Origin of the sequence: Ferroacidibacillus organovorans (assembly GCF_001642725.1) — a bacterium.
GTDB lineage: Bacteria > Bacillota > Bacilli > Alicyclobacillales > SLC66 > Ferroacidibacillus > Ferroacidibacillus organovorans.
This window is the reverse complement of the sequence record NZ_LSUQ01000002.1, coordinates 74,318-91,183: the sequence shown is the minus strand read 5'-3', so window position 1 is coordinate 91,183 and position 16,866 is coordinate 74,318. Positions and strand designations below refer to the sequence as shown.

Annotated in this window: 17 protein-coding genes; 10 read left to right on the top strand and 7 right to left on the bottom strand. The window is 50.6% G+C overall.

What is annotated here, in order from left to right:
- The first annotated feature begins 8 nt into the window (after positions 1-8).
- Complete coding sequence (locus AYW79_RS01075; protein WP_067560635.1) at positions 9-1,067, top strand: WD40/YVTN/BNR-like repeat-containing protein; 1,059 nt, start codon at positions 9-11, stop codon at positions 1,065-1,067.
- Positions 1,064-1,336 (top strand): MoaD/ThiS family protein, encoded by a 273-nt coding sequence (locus AYW79_RS01070; RefSeq protein WP_067560633.1) that lies wholly within the window; start codon positions 1,064-1,066, stop codon positions 1,334-1,336. The genes AYW79_RS01075 and AYW79_RS01070 overlap by 4 nt, the downstream gene beginning before the upstream one ends.
- 65 nt (positions 1,337-1,401) lie before the next feature.
- Here the strand turns inward: AYW79_RS01070 and AYW79_RS01065 are convergent, their stop codons facing one another.
- Positions 1,402-2,973, bottom strand: a complete 1,572-nt coding sequence (locus AYW79_RS01065) for an APC family permease (RefSeq protein WP_067560630.1) — start codon at positions 2,971-2,973, stop codon at positions 1,402-1,404.
- Positions 2,974-3,232: 259 nt separating this feature from the next.
- On the opposite strand from AYW79_RS01065, the gene AYW79_RS01060 reads away from it, so the two are divergent.
- The 3 genes from AYW79_RS01060 (at position 3,233) to AYW79_RS01050 (ending at position 6,136) form a co-directional block, all read left to right on the top strand.
- Positions 3,233-4,105 carry a hypothetical protein gene (locus AYW79_RS01060; RefSeq protein WP_067560628.1) on the top strand — a complete coding sequence of 291 codons (873 nt, stop codon included), beginning with the start codon at positions 3,233-3,235 and terminating at the stop codon, positions 4,103-4,105.
- Between the two features lie 177 nt (positions 4,106-4,282).
- Positions 4,283-4,564, top strand: a complete 282-nt coding sequence (locus AYW79_RS01055; RefSeq protein WP_156481952.1) for a helix-turn-helix domain-containing protein — start codon at positions 4,283-4,285, stop codon at positions 4,562-4,564.
- A gap of 138 nt (positions 4,565-4,702) precedes the next feature.
- Complete coding sequence (locus tag AYW79_RS01050; protein ID WP_067560624.1) at positions 4,703-6,136, top strand: hypothetical protein; 1,434 nt, start codon at positions 4,703-4,705, stop codon at positions 6,134-6,136.
- 101 nt (positions 6,137-6,237) lie between these two features.
- Here AYW79_RS01050 and AYW79_RS01045 read toward each other — a convergent pair whose 3' ends face one another.
- Positions 6,238-7,155, bottom strand: a complete 918-nt coding sequence (locus AYW79_RS01045) for an aldo/keto reductase (protein ID WP_067560622.1) — start codon at positions 7,153-7,155, stop codon at positions 6,238-6,240.
- 190 nt (positions 7,156-7,345) lie between these two features.
- Here AYW79_RS01045 and gabT point away from each other — a divergent pair, with 190 nt between their 5' ends.
- Both gabT and AYW79_RS01035 read left to right on the top strand, forming a co-directional pair.
- Positions 7,346-8,674, top strand: a complete 1,329-nt coding sequence (gene gabT / locus AYW79_RS01040; protein ID WP_231877923.1) for a 4-aminobutyrate--2-oxoglutarate transaminase — start codon at positions 7,346-7,348, stop codon at positions 8,672-8,674.
- Positions 8,671-9,591 carry an acetamidase/formamidase family protein gene (locus tag AYW79_RS01035; protein ID WP_067560620.1) on the top strand — a complete coding sequence of 307 codons (921 nt, stop codon included), beginning with the start codon at positions 8,671-8,673 and terminating at the stop codon, positions 9,589-9,591. The genes gabT and AYW79_RS01035 overlap by 4 nt, the downstream gene beginning before the upstream one ends.
- Here AYW79_RS01035 and AYW79_RS01030 read toward each other — a convergent pair.
- Together AYW79_RS01030 and AYW79_RS01025 are read right to left on the bottom strand one after the other, a co-directional pair.
- A complete protein-coding gene (locus tag AYW79_RS01030; protein WP_231877929.1) occupies positions 9,588-11,018 on the bottom strand; it encodes an MFS transporter in 1,431 nt (476 codons plus the stop codon). The two genes, AYW79_RS01035 and AYW79_RS01030, sit on opposite strands and share 4 nt — an antisense overlap.
- Before the next feature lie 84 nt (positions 11,019-11,102).
- Positions 11,103-11,366, bottom strand: a complete 264-nt coding sequence (locus AYW79_RS01025; RefSeq protein ID WP_067560615.1) for a hypothetical protein — start codon at positions 11,364-11,366, stop codon at positions 11,103-11,105.
- A 185-nt stretch (positions 11,367-11,551) separates the two neighbouring features.
- On the opposite strand from AYW79_RS01025, the gene AYW79_RS01020 reads away from it, so the two are divergent.
- A complete protein-coding gene (locus AYW79_RS01020; RefSeq protein WP_067560613.1) occupies positions 11,552-12,412 on the top strand; it encodes an SDR family oxidoreductase in 861 nt (286 codons plus the stop codon).
- Positions 12,413-12,490: 78 nt separating this feature from the next.
- Here AYW79_RS01020 and AYW79_RS01015 read toward each other — a convergent pair whose 3' ends face one another.
- From AYW79_RS01015 to AYW79_RS01005, 3 genes are all read right to left on the bottom strand, one after another.
- On the bottom strand, positions 12,491-13,288 hold the full coding sequence (locus tag AYW79_RS01015) for a G1 family glutamic endopeptidase (protein ID WP_067560611.1): 798 nt from the start codon (positions 13,286-13,288) through the stop codon (positions 12,491-12,493).
- A 120-nt stretch (positions 13,289-13,408) separates the two neighbouring features.
- The gene (locus AYW79_RS01010) at positions 13,409-14,758 is read right to left on the bottom strand and encodes an APC family permease (RefSeq protein WP_067560610.1); all 1,350 of its coding nucleotides are present in this window, start codon (positions 14,756-14,758) and stop codon (positions 13,409-13,411) included.
- 88 nt (positions 14,759-14,846) lie between these two features.
- A complete protein-coding gene (locus tag AYW79_RS01005) occupies positions 14,847-15,920 on the bottom strand; it encodes a tetratricopeptide repeat-containing glycosyltransferase family 2 protein (protein ID WP_067560736.1) in 1,074 nt (357 codons plus the stop codon).
- Positions 15,921-16,302: 382 nt separating this feature from the next.
- Between AYW79_RS01005 and AYW79_RS16000 the strand changes: the two genes are divergently transcribed.
- Both AYW79_RS16000 and AYW79_RS15995 read left to right on the top strand, forming a co-directional pair.
- Entirely contained in the window at positions 16,303-16,446 is a 144-nt protein-coding gene (locus AYW79_RS16000; protein WP_231877924.1) for a hypothetical protein, read from the top strand.
- A complete protein-coding gene (locus AYW79_RS15995) occupies positions 16,440-16,862 on the top strand; it encodes a hypothetical protein (protein ID WP_231877925.1) in 423 nt (140 codons plus the stop codon). The genes AYW79_RS16000 and AYW79_RS15995 overlap by 7 nt, the downstream gene beginning before the upstream one ends.
- Positions 16,863-16,866: the final 4 nt, after the last annotated feature.

Below are 16,866 nucleotides of genomic sequence, written 5' to 3'. Positions count from 1 at the left end.
GTGGCAGTGTGTATCTTTTGGTGGGAACCGCGAAAGGACTCTTTCGATTCAAGACGGATCATCGAGAAGAGTGGCGCGCGCTTGAACCGGTGTTGTTGGGTGATCCTGTGTATACCAGTGCGTTTGACCCGAAGACTGGAACGATTTACGCAGGTGTAAATTCGGAGTTTTACGGCCCATCCATCCGCAGATCGCTGGATTGGGGTGAAACATGGGATACAGGTGGCAGCGGGCTGCAATATGACGCAGAGGACCCGGAACGCGTGACGCGTGTTTGGTCTATCCGCTGGGTTGGAGAAAAAACCTTGTATGCGGGGGTTGAGGCGAGCGGTCTATTTCGCTCAACAGACGGTGGTGACACGTGGACCGAGGTGCGCGCACTGCGCCAACACCCGACGCACGAGACATGGGGGCCTGGGTATGGCGGAAAGTGTTTGCACACGATTGCCATAGATCCATTCCTGCCCCATCGTCTCTACATTGCCTGTTCTTCAGGGGGAATCTATCGCTCGGATGATGAGGGTGAGCATTGGCAACCGATCAATCAGGGGATTCAGGCGGAATTTATGCCCGAAGATCAGCAGTTTCCCGAATCGGGACAATGCGTTCACAAGTTTTGGCTCTCACCAACCCTCGAGGGACGGATTTGGCTGCAAAATCATGGAGGGGTCTATCGCTCGGACGATGGCGGTGATCATTGGGTGTCTGTCGGTGCACAATTACCTTCTGATTTCGGTTTTCCAATTGTTGGTCATCCACTCGATCCTGAACGCGCCTATGTCTTGCCACTTCAACGCTGGCCGCGCTGGTCACCAGATCACGCCCTTGCGGTATACCGTACCCGGGATGGCGGACGACAATGGGAGTCGCTTCAGCGCGGACTTCCACAGGCATTCACTGGGATTCTGAGGGACGCATTTACCGGAGATGGCAGAGAACCGCTCGGTCTGTACTTCGGAACGACTTCGGGAGCCGTCTATGGTTCGATGGATGAAGGGGAGAATTGGCGTCTTTTGGCGGAGCATTTGCCGCGAATTTATTCTGTCGTCGCGGTCGAGGAAGAATGATTACGGTACACTTGCCGTTCGATCTCGCTGACGAATTTCACGCCGATTCTGTGGTGACGGTTCAGGCACGATCATGTGCAGGGATTCTGGAAATGCTCAACCTTCAGTATCCTGGAATGGCATCGTGGTTGGCGGAGCCGGATGGACGTTTTCGTGTGCATCTCAGCGTGTTTGTTTCTGGCCGTCGACTTCCGACATGTGCGCACGTCTCAGAAGAAGTGGCGGACGGATCCGAGGTGTGGATCTTAAAGGCAATTTCAGGTGGCTAGGGCAAGAGAGAAGCCGTGGAGATTACCGTCAGGCAGGTGTCTCCACGGCTTCTTTGCGATTCTGGTCAGACTTCGGAAATGAATTCTTGCGTATCGGAAATGCCCGTCTCTTTTGTATTCATGAATTTTGTTCCGGAGGAAACCGCCCAGTAGTAGCAGAGAAGTGAAACCATCGCGACGACAACCGAATCAAGCGGGGCGGGAATTACGTTTAGTCCGCCAAAACTCCCCAATTTGGAGAGGGTGAAGATCGCGATGAGATAAATGATGAGCCAAGTTCCGCCGATCAGTTCACGTTTTCCTTGCTTGTTAATGAAAAACGAGATGGCATAGAGAACGAGGCCGATGAACAAGAGCGAGATCGTCGTCTGAAGCGTACCCCAACTCGCCCAATAGATGATGAGAGATCCGACGACAAATCCGAGTGGCGCAACAAGGTTCATCGCCTTCATGCGTTGGTCTGCTTGTGTGATCCCCATTCTGCGAAACACCAAGACGGAAACGGCGCCCGCTGAATAGGTAAAAATGCCGAGCGCACCTGTTGTTGAAATGATGTTATGCCAACTCTTGAGCGGGAAAAGGTACAATAGTCCGACGATGAAGTTCAGGATGAGCGCTCGCGTGGGAGTGCCGTATTTTTCATTGATTTTTGCAAAGTAGCGAGGGAAAAATCGATTCTTTGCAAGACCAAACACGACACGGGAATTGGATGCAGTATAGACAAGACTCGAACCGGCTGGGGAGATCATTGAGTCCGCCATAAGCATCCAGTACAGCCACATGAGGTTTAAGGACATCGCGATTTGTGCAAAAGGTGAATTAAAATTGACACCGTGCCACCCTGTTGCGAGGGAAGATGTGGGGACGGTCCCGATGAACACGACTTGCAAACCGATGTAGAGGATCATTGCAACGAAAATGGCGAGCAGAACGGCCCGCGGGATATCTTTTCGCGGATTTACAGCTTCACCGGATAGATCGACTGCAGCGCGAAATCCGGTATAGGCAAACACAATACCTGCTGTGGCAATAGAACTCAGACCTGCGGACCAACCATACGGCGCGAATCCACCGTAGGATGTAAAGTTTTGCGGATGGAATCCTGACATAAAAAACGCGATCAGTGTAAGCGTTGGCACGACGAACTTGATGATTGTGACAACGAGATTCACTTTTGCGAAAATGTGTACGCCAAAGTAGTTTACGAGCACAAATACAATCATTAATACCACAGCGAGCAAGATTCCGGTAGGGGTCAATGTGGAACCGTTATAGACTCCAGGGATAAAGGTCGATACGTATTGCACGATTCCGGACGCTTCTGTTGGCGGGTTGCCTGCATATCCGAGCCAAATTCCCCAACCGACCAAGGATGCGACAAGTGAACCATTGGTGTACATCGGATAGCGTACCAATCCGCCCGACTCGGGTTTGACGATGGCCAGTTCGCTAAATACGAGGGCAACCAAGCCAAAGGCGATCGCTCCGACAATCCAGGCCACGATGGATTCCGGTCCAGCCGCTTTGGCGGCGTACATTGCGCCAAACAGCCACCCGGATCCAATCACGCCTCCAAGTGACGCGGCAGATAGCGACCAAATACCGAGTCGCTTTTTTAACAATCTGTCTTCGTTCACTAAAATCCCCCTTCAAAATCGATGGTTATGTAGCTATCAAGAAACGAACGTGTGTTAAGGCAATTCCAGTGTCATTTTCGGAATTATACCGTAATACGCCCGTTAATTAAAACTACAGCCTTGTCGCGTAATCTGTCAATCCATTTTTTGCATGTATTCCGCTTATGCTATGAATACGAATCGTGAATGGTATAGTGGTTGTTGTGAACGTTTGACATTTGCTTGATGGATGAAGTATGGATGGACGCGGAGGCAAATCATGAAGATTCAACTTGCAGTCCTTGGATCAAACGACTTTCTAGTATTACTTAAAACGATATTGGGAACGCTTTCGCATGGACTACCTACGGATGAGTTTATTCTGCATGAATATAAATATGATCGACTTGAGGATATTGCAAATGTGGTGTGTGAAACGCGAGAAAGAATAGATGCCTGGATTTTTTCGGACCAATTGGCGCACGATGTTGCCACAATGCAAGCAGTGTTTCAAAAATCCCGCGTTGTGTCGCGTGATGCTTTAGCGTTGATAAGGGCGATTGCACCGTTTGAACAAGAGAGCGATGGTTTAGCGGATCATTTCAGTATTGATAACATGAGTGAAGAAGAGGTGCAGGACGCCATTGTGGCACTTCGTTTCGTCAAGAACGTCTATCGCTATCAAGGACGTTTGGAAATTGCATCGAACGCTTTCGAAGATCTCCTCTCTTTTCATAAAGTTCACTATCAGGAAGGTCGTGTGAAGCTATGCGTCACAGGGAACCATCTCGTCTTTGAATCGCTACAGCGACAAAAAATACCGACATTATTATTGCCTTATCGCGAAACAGCGACGAGTCGCATGATGATCTCCGTTGTGAGTGAAATCAAATCAGAACAGTTCAAACATAGTCAAATTGCAATACAGATTGTACAGGTTTCAAATTTCAATACATTGATGGATCAAGATCATGTTTTTTATGATATCTATCGCACCTATTTAAAAACACAAGGGCTTCTTCTCGATTATACGGAGCAGGTTTTGGGGACGTTTGTTTCGATCGGTAATGGTCGGTTTATGATTTTTTCAACACGTGGCATCGTTGAAAAACAAATCGACCGCGCGATTCATCTTTTGCATCAAATCACGTGACTTACAAAGCTTGCCGCAAATATCGGAATGGGTTATGGAACCACAGCATTAGAAGCTGAAAAAAACGCGCGGCTCGCTTTAAATCACGCCGAAAAGATAGCTCACGATATAGGTATCTACCTCGTGGATGAAATGGGAGTCATTCACGGTCCTCTTCGAGAGTCGAGCGGGAGAAAAATGAAGTTTCGCACCGACGACAAAGAACTCTCGGATAAACTCCATCACGCAAAGATCAACATCGTAACGTATGACAGAATGCTTTCTACGCAGGAAGCTTCTGCACAAAAATACATCACAGCTTCTTCTGTTTCTGAGATTTTGGGGATGTCAGAACGGAATGCGAGGAAAATATTGTCTTCCTTGCATCACAGTGAATTGGCTGAAGTAATTGGGCAAGAGACGCCGACTGCGAAAGGGAGACCAAGGAAAATTTATCGAATCAAGCATGGATGGGTATAGCCTTGATTCAAGGAGTAACCGTGGCCGATCTGGTTTTAGGCTTGACTGGCGAAGGAGAATTATGGATGAAACCTGCAGATATTCCTGATCGTCTATAACTTGCACGAAGAAAATAGATGACGGGGGATATTTGTAATCATGAAATTCTTGCGGATCCTACCTTCACTGCTCATCACGACGCTTGCTTGTACTTCCGTACTTATGCCGAGTTCTGACGCATTCGCTGCGTCGAAGCGAGCGATCAACAGGCCCGCATTCAATCCGGTCGTTACGCAAGCCATGCAATACGTGAAAAAACGGAGCGACATTCCCCTCGTGGCGCCGTTGTTCGCGGGGAACGGAAACGGGGCTCTCGGCCGATCCTATCTCGCAGCGACGGCCTCTGCGACGGCAAATCAGTATCATGTCAGTCTGCAATTGTCCACAACCCGAGCCGGTCTCAACAGCCCAGTGCTCTATCAACCGTCAAATACTGGCCTTGCCGCGGTGATTGGAGGATTTGGCGCGACGGAGTTTAAAACCGCTACCCAGGCATTAAGGCAGGTTGAGGTGACGCCACAGTCCACAACCTCTTATGGATTCGGTTACATTAATCCCAGAGCGCAACATCTAAAATCATCGCGCATGAACCTGGGGCTTGGTATCTGGAGTTCCGTCTATACGGGCCGTAACACGGTTTTGATTGATTGGCGTGAAGGGGAATGGTTTTTTCAAGTGCATGATATGCAGATGAATTCCGCGAAAGGCGCAGCGATGCAACTTGTACGTTATTTGCATACGCATCTACTGCCCGAAACGCACGGCATGCTTATGATGGACAATGCGGGTGATGGACAGCATACGTACCTCTCTTATGCGGTGGGCAACGTGGTCTACAACGACTGGGATTACCACCACGCGCTGTCCGCCGCGAGGATGGCGGTGAGCATGACGCCTTATCATGGTGCACCCGAAGCGGTCTTTCCAGCCCCCATCTCGCGCGCGTTAACGTCGCTACAACAAACTCCGACGGTAAATCTCCCCCTTTTCGCGCCGACTGACTTTCTCATGACAGCAAAGGAAATGTCCGCAGCACAGGTGCAGACACAGGCACAGAAGGATCAGTATACAATCACTCTGTCTCCCTTCGCATCCCATCTCGGTTACGCAAATCCAATCGCGTCATTTGGGGTACAGCGCTTTATGGGAAATCCGACTGCGCTGCAGTTCATCAAACAAATGTCCGCGCCACCGAATTTCGTCGGAATGACGTCGCGCGTTGTATCGCTTGGCAACGGTATTGTTGGAAAAATCTACAGTGACCTCGGAATCGTGCGCTGGCACGAGGGGCTGTGGACGTTTGATGTGGAGGCGGGTTCCGCATCATCTGATCTTGCGCTGGCGAAACGAATGGTCGCCTATTTGCATACGCATCTGTTACCTGAAACAAACGGGTACATGTGGGTGAAAAATACGCCTGTGGGGCGGTATTCCCATTTGTATTGGACGTTTGGTCGTGACGTGTACAACGTTTACAGCGTGCGACATACGTTTCAGGCGTTCCACATGGCCGTTTCTTCTGCGACGTATTGAAGGAATAATGCGCGCCAAAGTGTGACCCGTCCGGTTCTTGCAAATTGAAAAACAGCCTCAACCTCTTGGCAGGGGGAGGCTGTTTTTGCAGACCAGCTTGCTTAGGGAAGAATGTTGCCAGCCGCGCGGTAAATCTCGTACCAATCTTCGCGCGTAAGCGTAATATCGCTCGCTTTGCAGCAGTCTTTTAAACGCTCCAGATTCATCGTGCCGGTAATCGGTTGCATTTTCGCCGGGTGGCGGAGAAGCCACGCGATGGCAATCGTCGTGTTGCTGACTCCGTATTTTGCCGCGACAGCATCGATGATGCGATTCAGTTCTGGGAACTTGTCGCTACCTAGGAAAACGCCCTCGAAAAATCCGTATTGGAAGGGCGACCATGGTTGAACCGTGATGTCATGAAGCCTGCAATAGTCGAGGATGCTGCCGTCTCGGTCGAGCGCGGCGTCATTCTCCATGTTTACATTGATTCCGTTTGAAATCATCGTCGCATTCGTAATGCTCAGTTGTAACTGGTTCGCCACGAGGGGTTGCTTGACATGTTTCTTAAGTAATTCGATTTGCATCGGTTTTTGGTTGGAGACGCCAAAATGGCGCACTTTGCCGGAGCGCTCGAGCAGATCGAACGCCTCCGCCACCTCTTCGGGTTCCACTAACGCATCCGGTCGATGAAGGAGTAACACATCCAAATAGTCCGTTTTGAGACGTTTCAGACTGCCGTTGACCGCTTCGAGAATATGTTCTTTTGAAAAGTCGAAGGATCCTTTGCGAATGCCGACTTTGGATTGGAGAATGATCTTTTCGCGCACATCGTCACTCATTCGGATCGCATCGGCAAAAATCTCTTCGCATGTTCCGCTGCCGTAGATGTCCGCGTGATCGAAGAAATTTGCGCCCTCTTCGAGTGAAGTCTGCACGAATGTTTCCGCTTGTTTCTTGTCCAATGCGTTGATTCGCATGCACCCTATCGCTACGACAGGAACCTCTAAAGTGCTGGTGCTAAGTTTCATGGTTCTCATGGTTTCTGTCTCCCGTCTGTCCTGGTTTCTACTGAATTGTTGCATATTCATGGGTTATTCTCAACATCTCACCGTTGTTGGCTGTTTATTTATAATCAATTATCTGATAGATTGCATACAAGATGTCTTGAAACTCATATAAATTATTGGAATTCAGGACAACAATTTATTAACTTTGGGGGAATCGTGAGTGACACAACCGACGATGATGAAAACGAAGAGAGAAGCGAATGCGTTGCTTCGTGAGCGCTATGTCACAAAGAGTGTCTCAGTGCAGAACCCGATTGCGGTCGTGCGCGCAGAAGGTGCGAAACTGTGGGATGAGGAGGGCAGGGAATACATCGACTTTGCCGGAGGCATTGGTGTCATGAACGTTGGACACAGCCATCCCGAGGTGATCGCAGCTGTGAAAGAGCAGGCAGATAAGCTCTTTCACACGTGCATTCACGTGACGCTGAACGAGCCTTATCTTCAATTGGCGGAACAACTCTGCCGCATTGCTCCGATTGTGGGAGAGAAGAAAGCGCTTCTTGTCAACACGGGCGCCGAAGCGGTTGAAAATGCGGTCAAGATTGCGCGTAGTTTCACGGGTCGCCCAGCTGTCATTGCGTTTGAAGGAGCGTTTCACGGGCGCACGATGCTCGGCATGTCGCTGACCAGTAAGGTGACTCCCTATAAGACAGGGTTTGGACCGTTTGTGCCGGAAATCTATCGCATGCCTTTTCCCAATCCATATCGCAGCGAACTGGATGAAGAGACGTTAGGGGAACAAGCCGTGGAGACGGTTGTTCGAGCGTTTGAAACGTATGTGGAGGCCAATCAAGTGGCGGCGCTCATCGTTGAACCTGTGCAGGGTGAGGGCGGTTTTGTTGTGCCTCCCACCAATTATCTTCCGCTGCTGCGAAACGTCTGTCGCGAACGTGGAATCGTGTTTATTCTTGATGAGGTTCAGTCTGGCTTCGCGCGAACGGGAAAAATGTTTGCCGCGGAGCACTACGACGCGCTCGATCCGGATCTCATTCTCGTGGCAAAGTCGCTGGGTGCGGGGCTTCCGATTGCGGCAGTTGTCGGTAAAGCGGACGTGATGGATGCGCCGCAAGTCGGCTCTCTAGGCGGAACGTATGGCGGAAATCCGCTGGCGGCCGCGGCCGCGCTCAAGGTGATCGAAGTGATGGAGCGCGAACAGCTTCCCGCGCGCGCGGAACACATTGGGCAGAAGAGTGTTTCATTTCTGCGCGAATTACAGCAGAAGAGCACGATTATCGGCGATGTGCGCGGTCAGGGTGCGATGATCGCAATTGAGCTGGTCAAGGATCGAGCGACGAAAGAACCGCACGCGGAAGCGACGGCGCTTGTCACGAAAAAGTGCCTGGAATATGGACTCATTACGGTGAAGGCTGGTGTGTACAGCAATATCATTCGCCTGTTATCCCCGCTGGTGATCTCGGACGAGACGCTGCAACAGGGACTGCAGGTGATTGCGCGCGCCGTGCGAGAGACGGAAGAGGAGCTCGGATGACCATTCACACGCTCGAACCAAAGCAGGGCACGGTGCACGGGCATTTTTCGGTGGATCTTCCGCCTGTTTTAACGATTTCGTCAGGCGACACGGTACGGTTTAAGACGCTTGATGCGGGTTTCGGACTTGAACCATTTTCGGAAGATGGGACGCGTCGGCGCTTTGAACCAAATGAACTAGGTCACGCGCTGTGCGGGCCTGTGGCGATTGAGGGCGCTGAGCCTGGAAAAACGCTTGAGGTGCGCGTCAATCATATCCGGCCGGGGCTGTGGGGGTATACACGTGCTGGCGGATTTGATCACCCTGTCAATCGTCGCTTAGGGCTTGTAGACGCTGCGACGTGCCTCTTGAACTGGACGATTGACCCGGAGCGGATGATGGCGACAAGTCAGTTTGGTCACAGGGTGGCGCTGCGCCCTTTTATGGGGCTTATGGGGATGCCACCGGCAGAGGTGGGGAAGCATCCAACGCATCCGCCCCGTTTTTGCGGTGGAAATATCGATTGCAAGGAGTTGATCGCGGGCAGTTCTTTGTTTCTCCCGATTGCGGTCGCCGGAGGACTCTTTTCCGTCGGAGATGGGCACGGCGTGCAGGGGAATGGCGAGGTGGCGGTGCCGGCGCTGGAGTGCCCGATGGACGAGGTTGATTTGACGTTTATCGTGCATGATGAGATGCGACTGTCGATGCCGCGCGCAAAGACGCCGACGCACTGGATCTCGTTTGGGTTTCACGAAGATCTGAACGAGGCGACGATGATGGCACTCGATGGGATGCTCGATCTGATGCAAGAGCAGTTCGGCTACAGTCGCGCCGAAGCTTTGGCACTGGCGAGCTTGGTTGTCGATTTGCAGGTCACACAAATCGTGAATGGTGTTAAGGGCGTTCACGCCATGTTGGCGCACGGCGCACTGCGTTAACGAGGCTGCGCGGTTGGTTCACGCATCATCATGCTTGCGATCCAGCCCAAAATGCCAAAGAGCGCGCCGATGCCCATGACGATGATGAAAGCGTGCAAAAATGAATTCGCAAACGATTGGCCTGTGCCGTTTAGGTACAGGTCAATTGCGTCAAAGAGCGACCCGCCAACGGTGATTCCACCCATCATGCCGAGATAGCGGCATGTTGCGAGCGTACCTGACGCCATGCCTTGTTGTGCCTGAGGGGCAGAGCGCAGAATCGCCGCATTGTTAGGCGCGGCGAACAGACCTGTGCCAAGTCCTGAGAGGGTGAGACCGAGCGCAAGATCGATTCGATTCAGCATGGTATGCGGCGCTAGGATGCCGAGTAGGGCGAATGCGAGCAGTCCGAGTGTGCTGCAGATCATTCCGGCGGAGGCGAGTACGCGTGATCCGATTTTGTCTGACCAGGCGCCGGCGAGAGGTGCGCTGATCATCATGAGAATGGGCATGAGGGTTAACCACAGGCCAATTTGTGTGGCTGAGAAAGCGAGTACTTCGGTCATATAGAATGGCAGCAAAAAGAGTGCGAGAAAAAAGCACAAATAGTTGAGGATCGTAGCCGTGTTTCCGTACCGGAAATTGCGGACGTGAAACAGTCGCAGATCGATCAGTGGACGAGTGGATGTTCTTTGCAGGATGACGAACAAACCACCCGCAATGACGAGAAGGATGAAAAAAGCGATCAAGAACAGTAGCTTGTGTGCGTGGATGACACCTGGATTGAGCAGGATGACGAGCGCGCTGATCGAAACCATGAAGCTGAGTGTGTTTGGCCACGCTGGGATGGCCTGATTGCCGCGCGTCTGTCGCGGGATGGAGAGAAGGGCAAGTGTGAGCGCGATGAGCGCAACGGGAATGGCGCTGTAGAATACGGAATGCCAACCGAGCGTATCGGCGAGCCATCCTCCCACGCCAGGGCCGAGCGCTAGTCCGAGATAGGTCATCAAGGCTTGAAGTCCGAGCGCTTGGCCCCTTTGCTCGGGCGGGAATGTCGTGGTGAGCAGTGCCGGGCCAACCGATAACAGCATGGCGCCTGCGATGCCGAGCAGACCGCGTCCGACAACCAAGAGCCCGTAAGAGGGTGCGAGACCGCAGATGGCGGATGCGACGATGAAACTGACAAATCCGAACAGGAAGATGCGTCTGCGACCGAGCAGATCCGAAAATCTACCCATCGGCAATAAGAGCAAGCTGAGGACAAGGAGATAGATGAGAACGATCCACTCCGATTCTCCGAGCGAGATGTGAAGCTCTTTTCCGATCAAGGGGAGAATGGTGTTGACGATGCTGTTGTTCAGGCTCGAGAGCAGCGTGGCTAATCCGACGGAAATCAGAATGAGCCAGCGTTTTTTGTCTTGTTGTGGAGCGCTTGTGGGCGTGAGCATGGACACGGGATGACTTCCTTTCGGACCTGCGCGAACCGTGAAGTTTACATGATGGGAGTGTGAACATGAGTCTAGCGGAAAGGGCTAGCCGCGAGGGGGAGCGGGCGGTCCAATCTCGCGATCCAATTTTTGTTCGATCTCATCATCGGTAAGGTCGAACTCTGTAGATAACTCCCTGGCGCGTCTTCGCTGCTCATAATAAAAATTGCGCAATTCGGCGCGCGTGGGGCGACTTCGCTCACGGTTGTTTTTCTGCGTGGCGCGATAAATGAGATAGCTGAGCAAACTGGTTCCAACGAGCATGAGCAAACTGACGAGCGGATTGCCAAAGCCGAATCCAAAAATCATGAAGGATCCCTTCCTGTATCATGCGATTTACATGTTCACGATACAGGATACGGCGCAATCTCTCAACTTGATCGAGCAATCGATTGCGGTAGCGACCTTCTTTAGAAAAGGGGAGAGATGGGATGTGGAATGTCGCATTCGGTTAAGTTACCTGTAAATGGTCACGAGGAGTTGGATTTGTCCCTATGGAGAATCAATCACAAAACGCGTTTCCCCCTCAACATCAGAATCAGCAACCTGGCATCGAGTCGGAGATGACGCCACTTCCGCAGTTTGAGCGTGCTTGGCATCAAACTGGAAAGTTGCAAGGAAAAGTCGCATTGATTACAGGTGGTGACAGCGGAATTGGTCGCGCTGTGGCGGTGGCGTACGCCAAAGAGGAAGCGGATCTTGTGATCGTCTATTTTAATGAAAACGATGACGCCAAATTTGTAAAGGAGCGCGTCGAATCGCTTGGGAGACGTTGCATTCTAATGGCAGGCGATCTTGGGGACGTAGAATTTTGCAAAAAGGTGATCGAAAATACAGTGACAGCATTCGGCCGCCTCGATATTCTCGTCAATAATTCTGCAGAGCAGCATCCTCAAAAGAGCATCTTGGACATTACAGAAAAGCAATTGGAGCGCACGTTTCGCACGAACATTTTTTCCTTCTTTTTCATGACGCAAGCGGCACTTCCGCACCTGAAACCGGGTAGCGCCATCATCAACACGACATCGATTACTGCGTATAAGGGCCACAAGGACCTTCTTGATTATTCATCGACCAAAGGAGCGATCGTCTCATTTACGCGCTCGCTTTCGGAGTCGCTCGTTTGCGCTGGCATACGCGTGAATGCGGTGGCGCCAGGCCCGATTTGGACGCCACTCATTCCGTCAACGTTCACGGAGCAGGATGTCGCCCAGTTTGGGACAGATACGCCGATGAAGCGTGCGGGTCAGCCGTATGAATTGGCGGCCGCCTATGTGTATTTGGCGTCGGATGATTCATCGTATATGTCAGGTCAGGTGCTGCACATCAACGGCGGTGTGATTGTAAATGGTTGAGGGCAGCGCGCAGCAGAAGCGGGAAGACCACCCCGCCCGCGAACGGTGTGCGGCGAGGTGGTCTTCGTTTTCAATCGTTTAAGAAGCGGGCGCCGCTGGAGATGTCGACCCATAGGCAACGTTAAAACCGTCTGTGTCGCTGTCGGGCACGGATGGTGTTGAGACTTGGATGTTGTGCTGAATCATGACACCGCCGTCTGCTGTTACCAAACCTGGATTGACACCGTTTACCGTACCTGGATTAAACGTGGTCTGCCCATAGTTGGCGAGTTTCGCCACAGTACCACCAACCGTTGGCGCTTCTTGAATCCACTCCGCCGACGTTTGCGGACCTGAATACGCCTGATTTGTCGTAAACGTCCACCCTTGGGTTTTGTCTTGAATCTCGATCGACCAGGTTCCCCCGCCTAGATTTTGAATGTCAGCGTACATTTGATCCCCCGGATTAACGGGATAGGAGGATGGGGTGATCACCGTTTCCGCCGCAGGCAGGATTTCCCACCAGGCGTTGTAGTGAGCTTTCCCGTTGTAATAGTCTTGCTCGGTTCCTGTTTGAATCAGGCTGCTGTTGTTAAAGCCGTCAATGCCAATCCAGCTTGAGGAGTACGTTGATCTGGAACTTGGTTGAACCGTTGGAACGGTCCAGGACCCCGTGATGCTGTTGTAAGGTCCGCCGGTAATCGCGTAGCCCGACCAGTTGCTTGACGCCCATCCAAAGCTCGTTGTGCTGCTTTTTGTAGCTTTTGGCAACCGCAGCGAGATTCGCGGTGCATGGGAAATTGCACGGGTAGGGCCCGCTGTGCTCGCGAAGGATACGGATGTCAAGCACAAACTGGTTGCGAGAACTGCCAGAGAACCTAAAGCCAATTTCTTCAAATCGACACACTCCCCATTGAATGATCGGATTCCTGCAGGAATTCCAAATTCAATGTATGAGGCGTTTTCTAAAAAAGAATCCTCTCCGTTCGTCTATCTCATACAAAAATAGTTTATGAACTAGGGACAGGGGGATTCGTCCACTTTTTTCATTCTTAGGTAAGCAAACCAGTATACAACGGCCACGAGCACAATTGCAGCTGTCTTGATCAAATCTCCCATTGCCTGCTGAGTGAGAGCGAGGATGACCCCACCGATCGCGATGATCGGTGGAAACGGCCACAATGGCATGCGAAAGGACGGATTTGAAGCTCGATTCTTGAGTCGATTGACTATGGCGGAAAGAGCGATGAGCAGGTAAATGACGACGATCATGACTCCTGTAAAGGTGATGAGGTTATTGAGTGATGTAAAGTAGCAGAGGATGACGTTTCCTGCTCCAAGAAAAACGAATCCCCATTTTGGTACATTGTGACGGTTGATGCTTGAAAATAAACGGTTAATGGGAGTCGGCCAACTCTTGTCTCGGGCTGTGTCGAGATAGATTCGGGCGTAGGCGAGGTTGCCGCTGAGCCCGGTGTCAAACATGGCGATGATGACCCCGATGATGAGAATGGTTGCGCCGATGTGACCAGCGCTTGACTGGGCAATGTATGTGAGTGGCGCGCTTGATGAGATGGCGTATGGGAGACTAGGAATGGCGAGAGTTGCGGATGTGACGGCGAGCACTTCGATCACGATGGATGCAAGGACTGCAGTCATGACGGCGCGCGGAAGAACTCTGCGCGGTTCTCGCGTTTCTTCGGCGAAGTAGAGCGGCCAGTCATATCCGTTGAATGCGAAGAGTGCCGGTACAACAGCCGCGAGCAGTCCAGTTATGCCGACTCCTTCATAATGATTGTGGGCATTTACCGTAGTAGGGGTCAGAATGAAGGAAATAGGATGATGGGAATGTACGAACGTCATGATGATGAAGACAAAGATGACGACGAGTTCAACGATCAGCATGACCATAGCGACCCAACTCGTTGCGCCTATTCGTTCTAGTGAGAACCACGTCACAAGAATCATCATGACGACAGCGGCCCAGTTAACAGGGATGGAGGGAACCAGTGAATTTAAATAGGTTGCGGCAGCCACGAGTATACTTGCCGTAATGACGACTCCAAGAACAAGAAAGAGAAGTGCTGTAATGAAACCGAATGGTTTCCCTAATGAACGGTATACGATGGTGTACGCTCCACCCGCACCAGGAAACACAGAGCCTAATTCAGCGTAACAAAACGCCATGGAGATCGCGATGCACGCGCCGATTAAGAATGCCCAGAATACACCCGTTCCAGCAGATGAGAGGCCCGCTCCATAGACAAGGAAAATGGAGGTTGTTGGAGAAATCGCTGCGATCGCGATGGCGAGCACTTGCTTCATTCCAAGTACTTGCTTTAATCCGTTTGGTTTTATTTTTTGCATTATCGTCCCCCCTTTGGTTTATGCTTGCGTGTTGTATCAATTATATTCATAACAATACAAAAAATAAATAAGAGAACATCAATGGTGCCTATTGGTTGATCACAGACTCTAGATATGTTTTGTTGTAAAGCATTTTTTCATCCATTGGTCGATAGTTGTGCGCGATTTCGTTATGTTCATAGGCGAGTTTGTATTCACCTAGTTGATCATAGCAAACACAGAGCTGTAAATGGGGGAGCCACGTCCAGCAGCACTCGATGAAAAATCCCCAACTGTCTTTTGGTTTTTTAAGCTGGGTGGCGAGTTTATACCAGAAAATTGCTTTCTGCCATTCGGATTTCTGCATAAATCTATATCCAAGTCGACAGCAAAATTCTGCACGTGGAAGATCATACTCGAATGATTTTAGTGTATAGTTTTGTGCTAGTTCATAATCCCCTAAATGAGTATAGCAATCTGCTAATTTTGCGCACGCTGAAATGCAATCTTCAATCCACCCTTGTTTTGAATCTAGAAAAATTAAGTAATATTTTATAGCCTGTACATAGTTTTGGTGATCAAGACACTCATTTGCGTAATAAAAAAGGTCGCGCGGGGTAAATGTCTCACCTGCGGCCAATCGTTGTTCATAGATGCGAAGGTTACGTTCGGAGTCGTGTTTTATTGGTTGGTGAGTGATGGCGATGTCACTGTTGAGAATATGACCATCCACGGCTAAATACTCGTGTACAGCGCCATGCCATTGAAATTCCTTAAGTCGTTTCACCAAACGATTACGACGTAAACTGGAAGTGACATCTCCATCTGCATCAAATGCTAGATGATAATGCATAGAGACTGCATCGACAGAGGGATCAAGGGTGTGTTTCAACTGGAGGAATTTTTGTCTGTCTGGTTCCAGCAATACATCATCTGCATCGATCCACAAGATGTAGTTCATCGTTGCATGGCTGAATGCAAAATTTCGGGCAGATGCAAAGTTATTTATCCATTCAAAATCGAAAACGTTGGGAGTGTATCGCATGAGAATTGTTTTGGTATGGTCGGTAGAACCTGTATCAACAAGTATGATTTCATCTACGATGTCCTTCGCAGAGTCCAGGCATCGGCATATGACTTGTGACTCGTTCTTTACAATCATACAGAGGCTGATCGTAATCATCTGAGCACCTCGCAATTCTTTATATTCATCTCCTTATTTCATATTCCATACTCCTTTTAGATGTCACTCATAGAGCCAATCCACAAGCCATGTCGATTTTCACTAGACATACGCATAGGACAAATGCCGTTTCACATTTGAAAATGCCCCATATCACTATAGCATTCAAATGAGAGGGGTAGATTTATGTCTTCTGAATGCTGCAATCGTTGCGGATACAGGATTTGCCGATGCAAAAAGGAACGCTGCAATCGTTGCGGATACAGGATTTGCCGATGCAAAAAGGAACGTATGTATCATTGTGGACATAGGAATTGTCCGTGTGTAGTAAAGCAAGAAGTTAAGGTCATCGTAAAAGGAATCAGAGGACCAACTGGACCAGTTGGTCCAGTTGGAGCGACAGGCGCTACGGGGGCAACAGGCGCTACGGGGGCAACAGGCGCCACGGGGGCAACAGGGCCTTCTGGGGGAGCAACAGGCGCTACGGGAGCAACAGGCGCTACGGGAGCAACAGGAAGAGTGTTAAGCTTCGCAGACTTTTATGCATTGATGCCACCGGATAATGCAGCAACCGTTGCGCCTGGTACAGATGTGAGTTTTCCGCAAAATGGGCCCACGAGTGGAACCACGATTGCCCGCACTGGTCCTAGCACATTTAACTTGTCTGCGATTGGCACTTATCAAATTTTATTTCAGGTGAGTGTATCTGAAGCGGGGCAATTGATCCTAACTCTCAATGGCGCTGATCTGGCCTATACGGTGGTTGGGCGAGCAACGGGTACTTCTCAAATTGTAGAAATGACTCTTGTGCAGACGACAGTCACCAACTCAATACTCACTGTACGAAATCCTGCTGGCAATTCAACGGCACTAACGATCACTCCTCTCGCTGGAGGGACAAGGCCTGTTTCAGCACACCTCGTTATTACGCAACTCGCATAAAGGT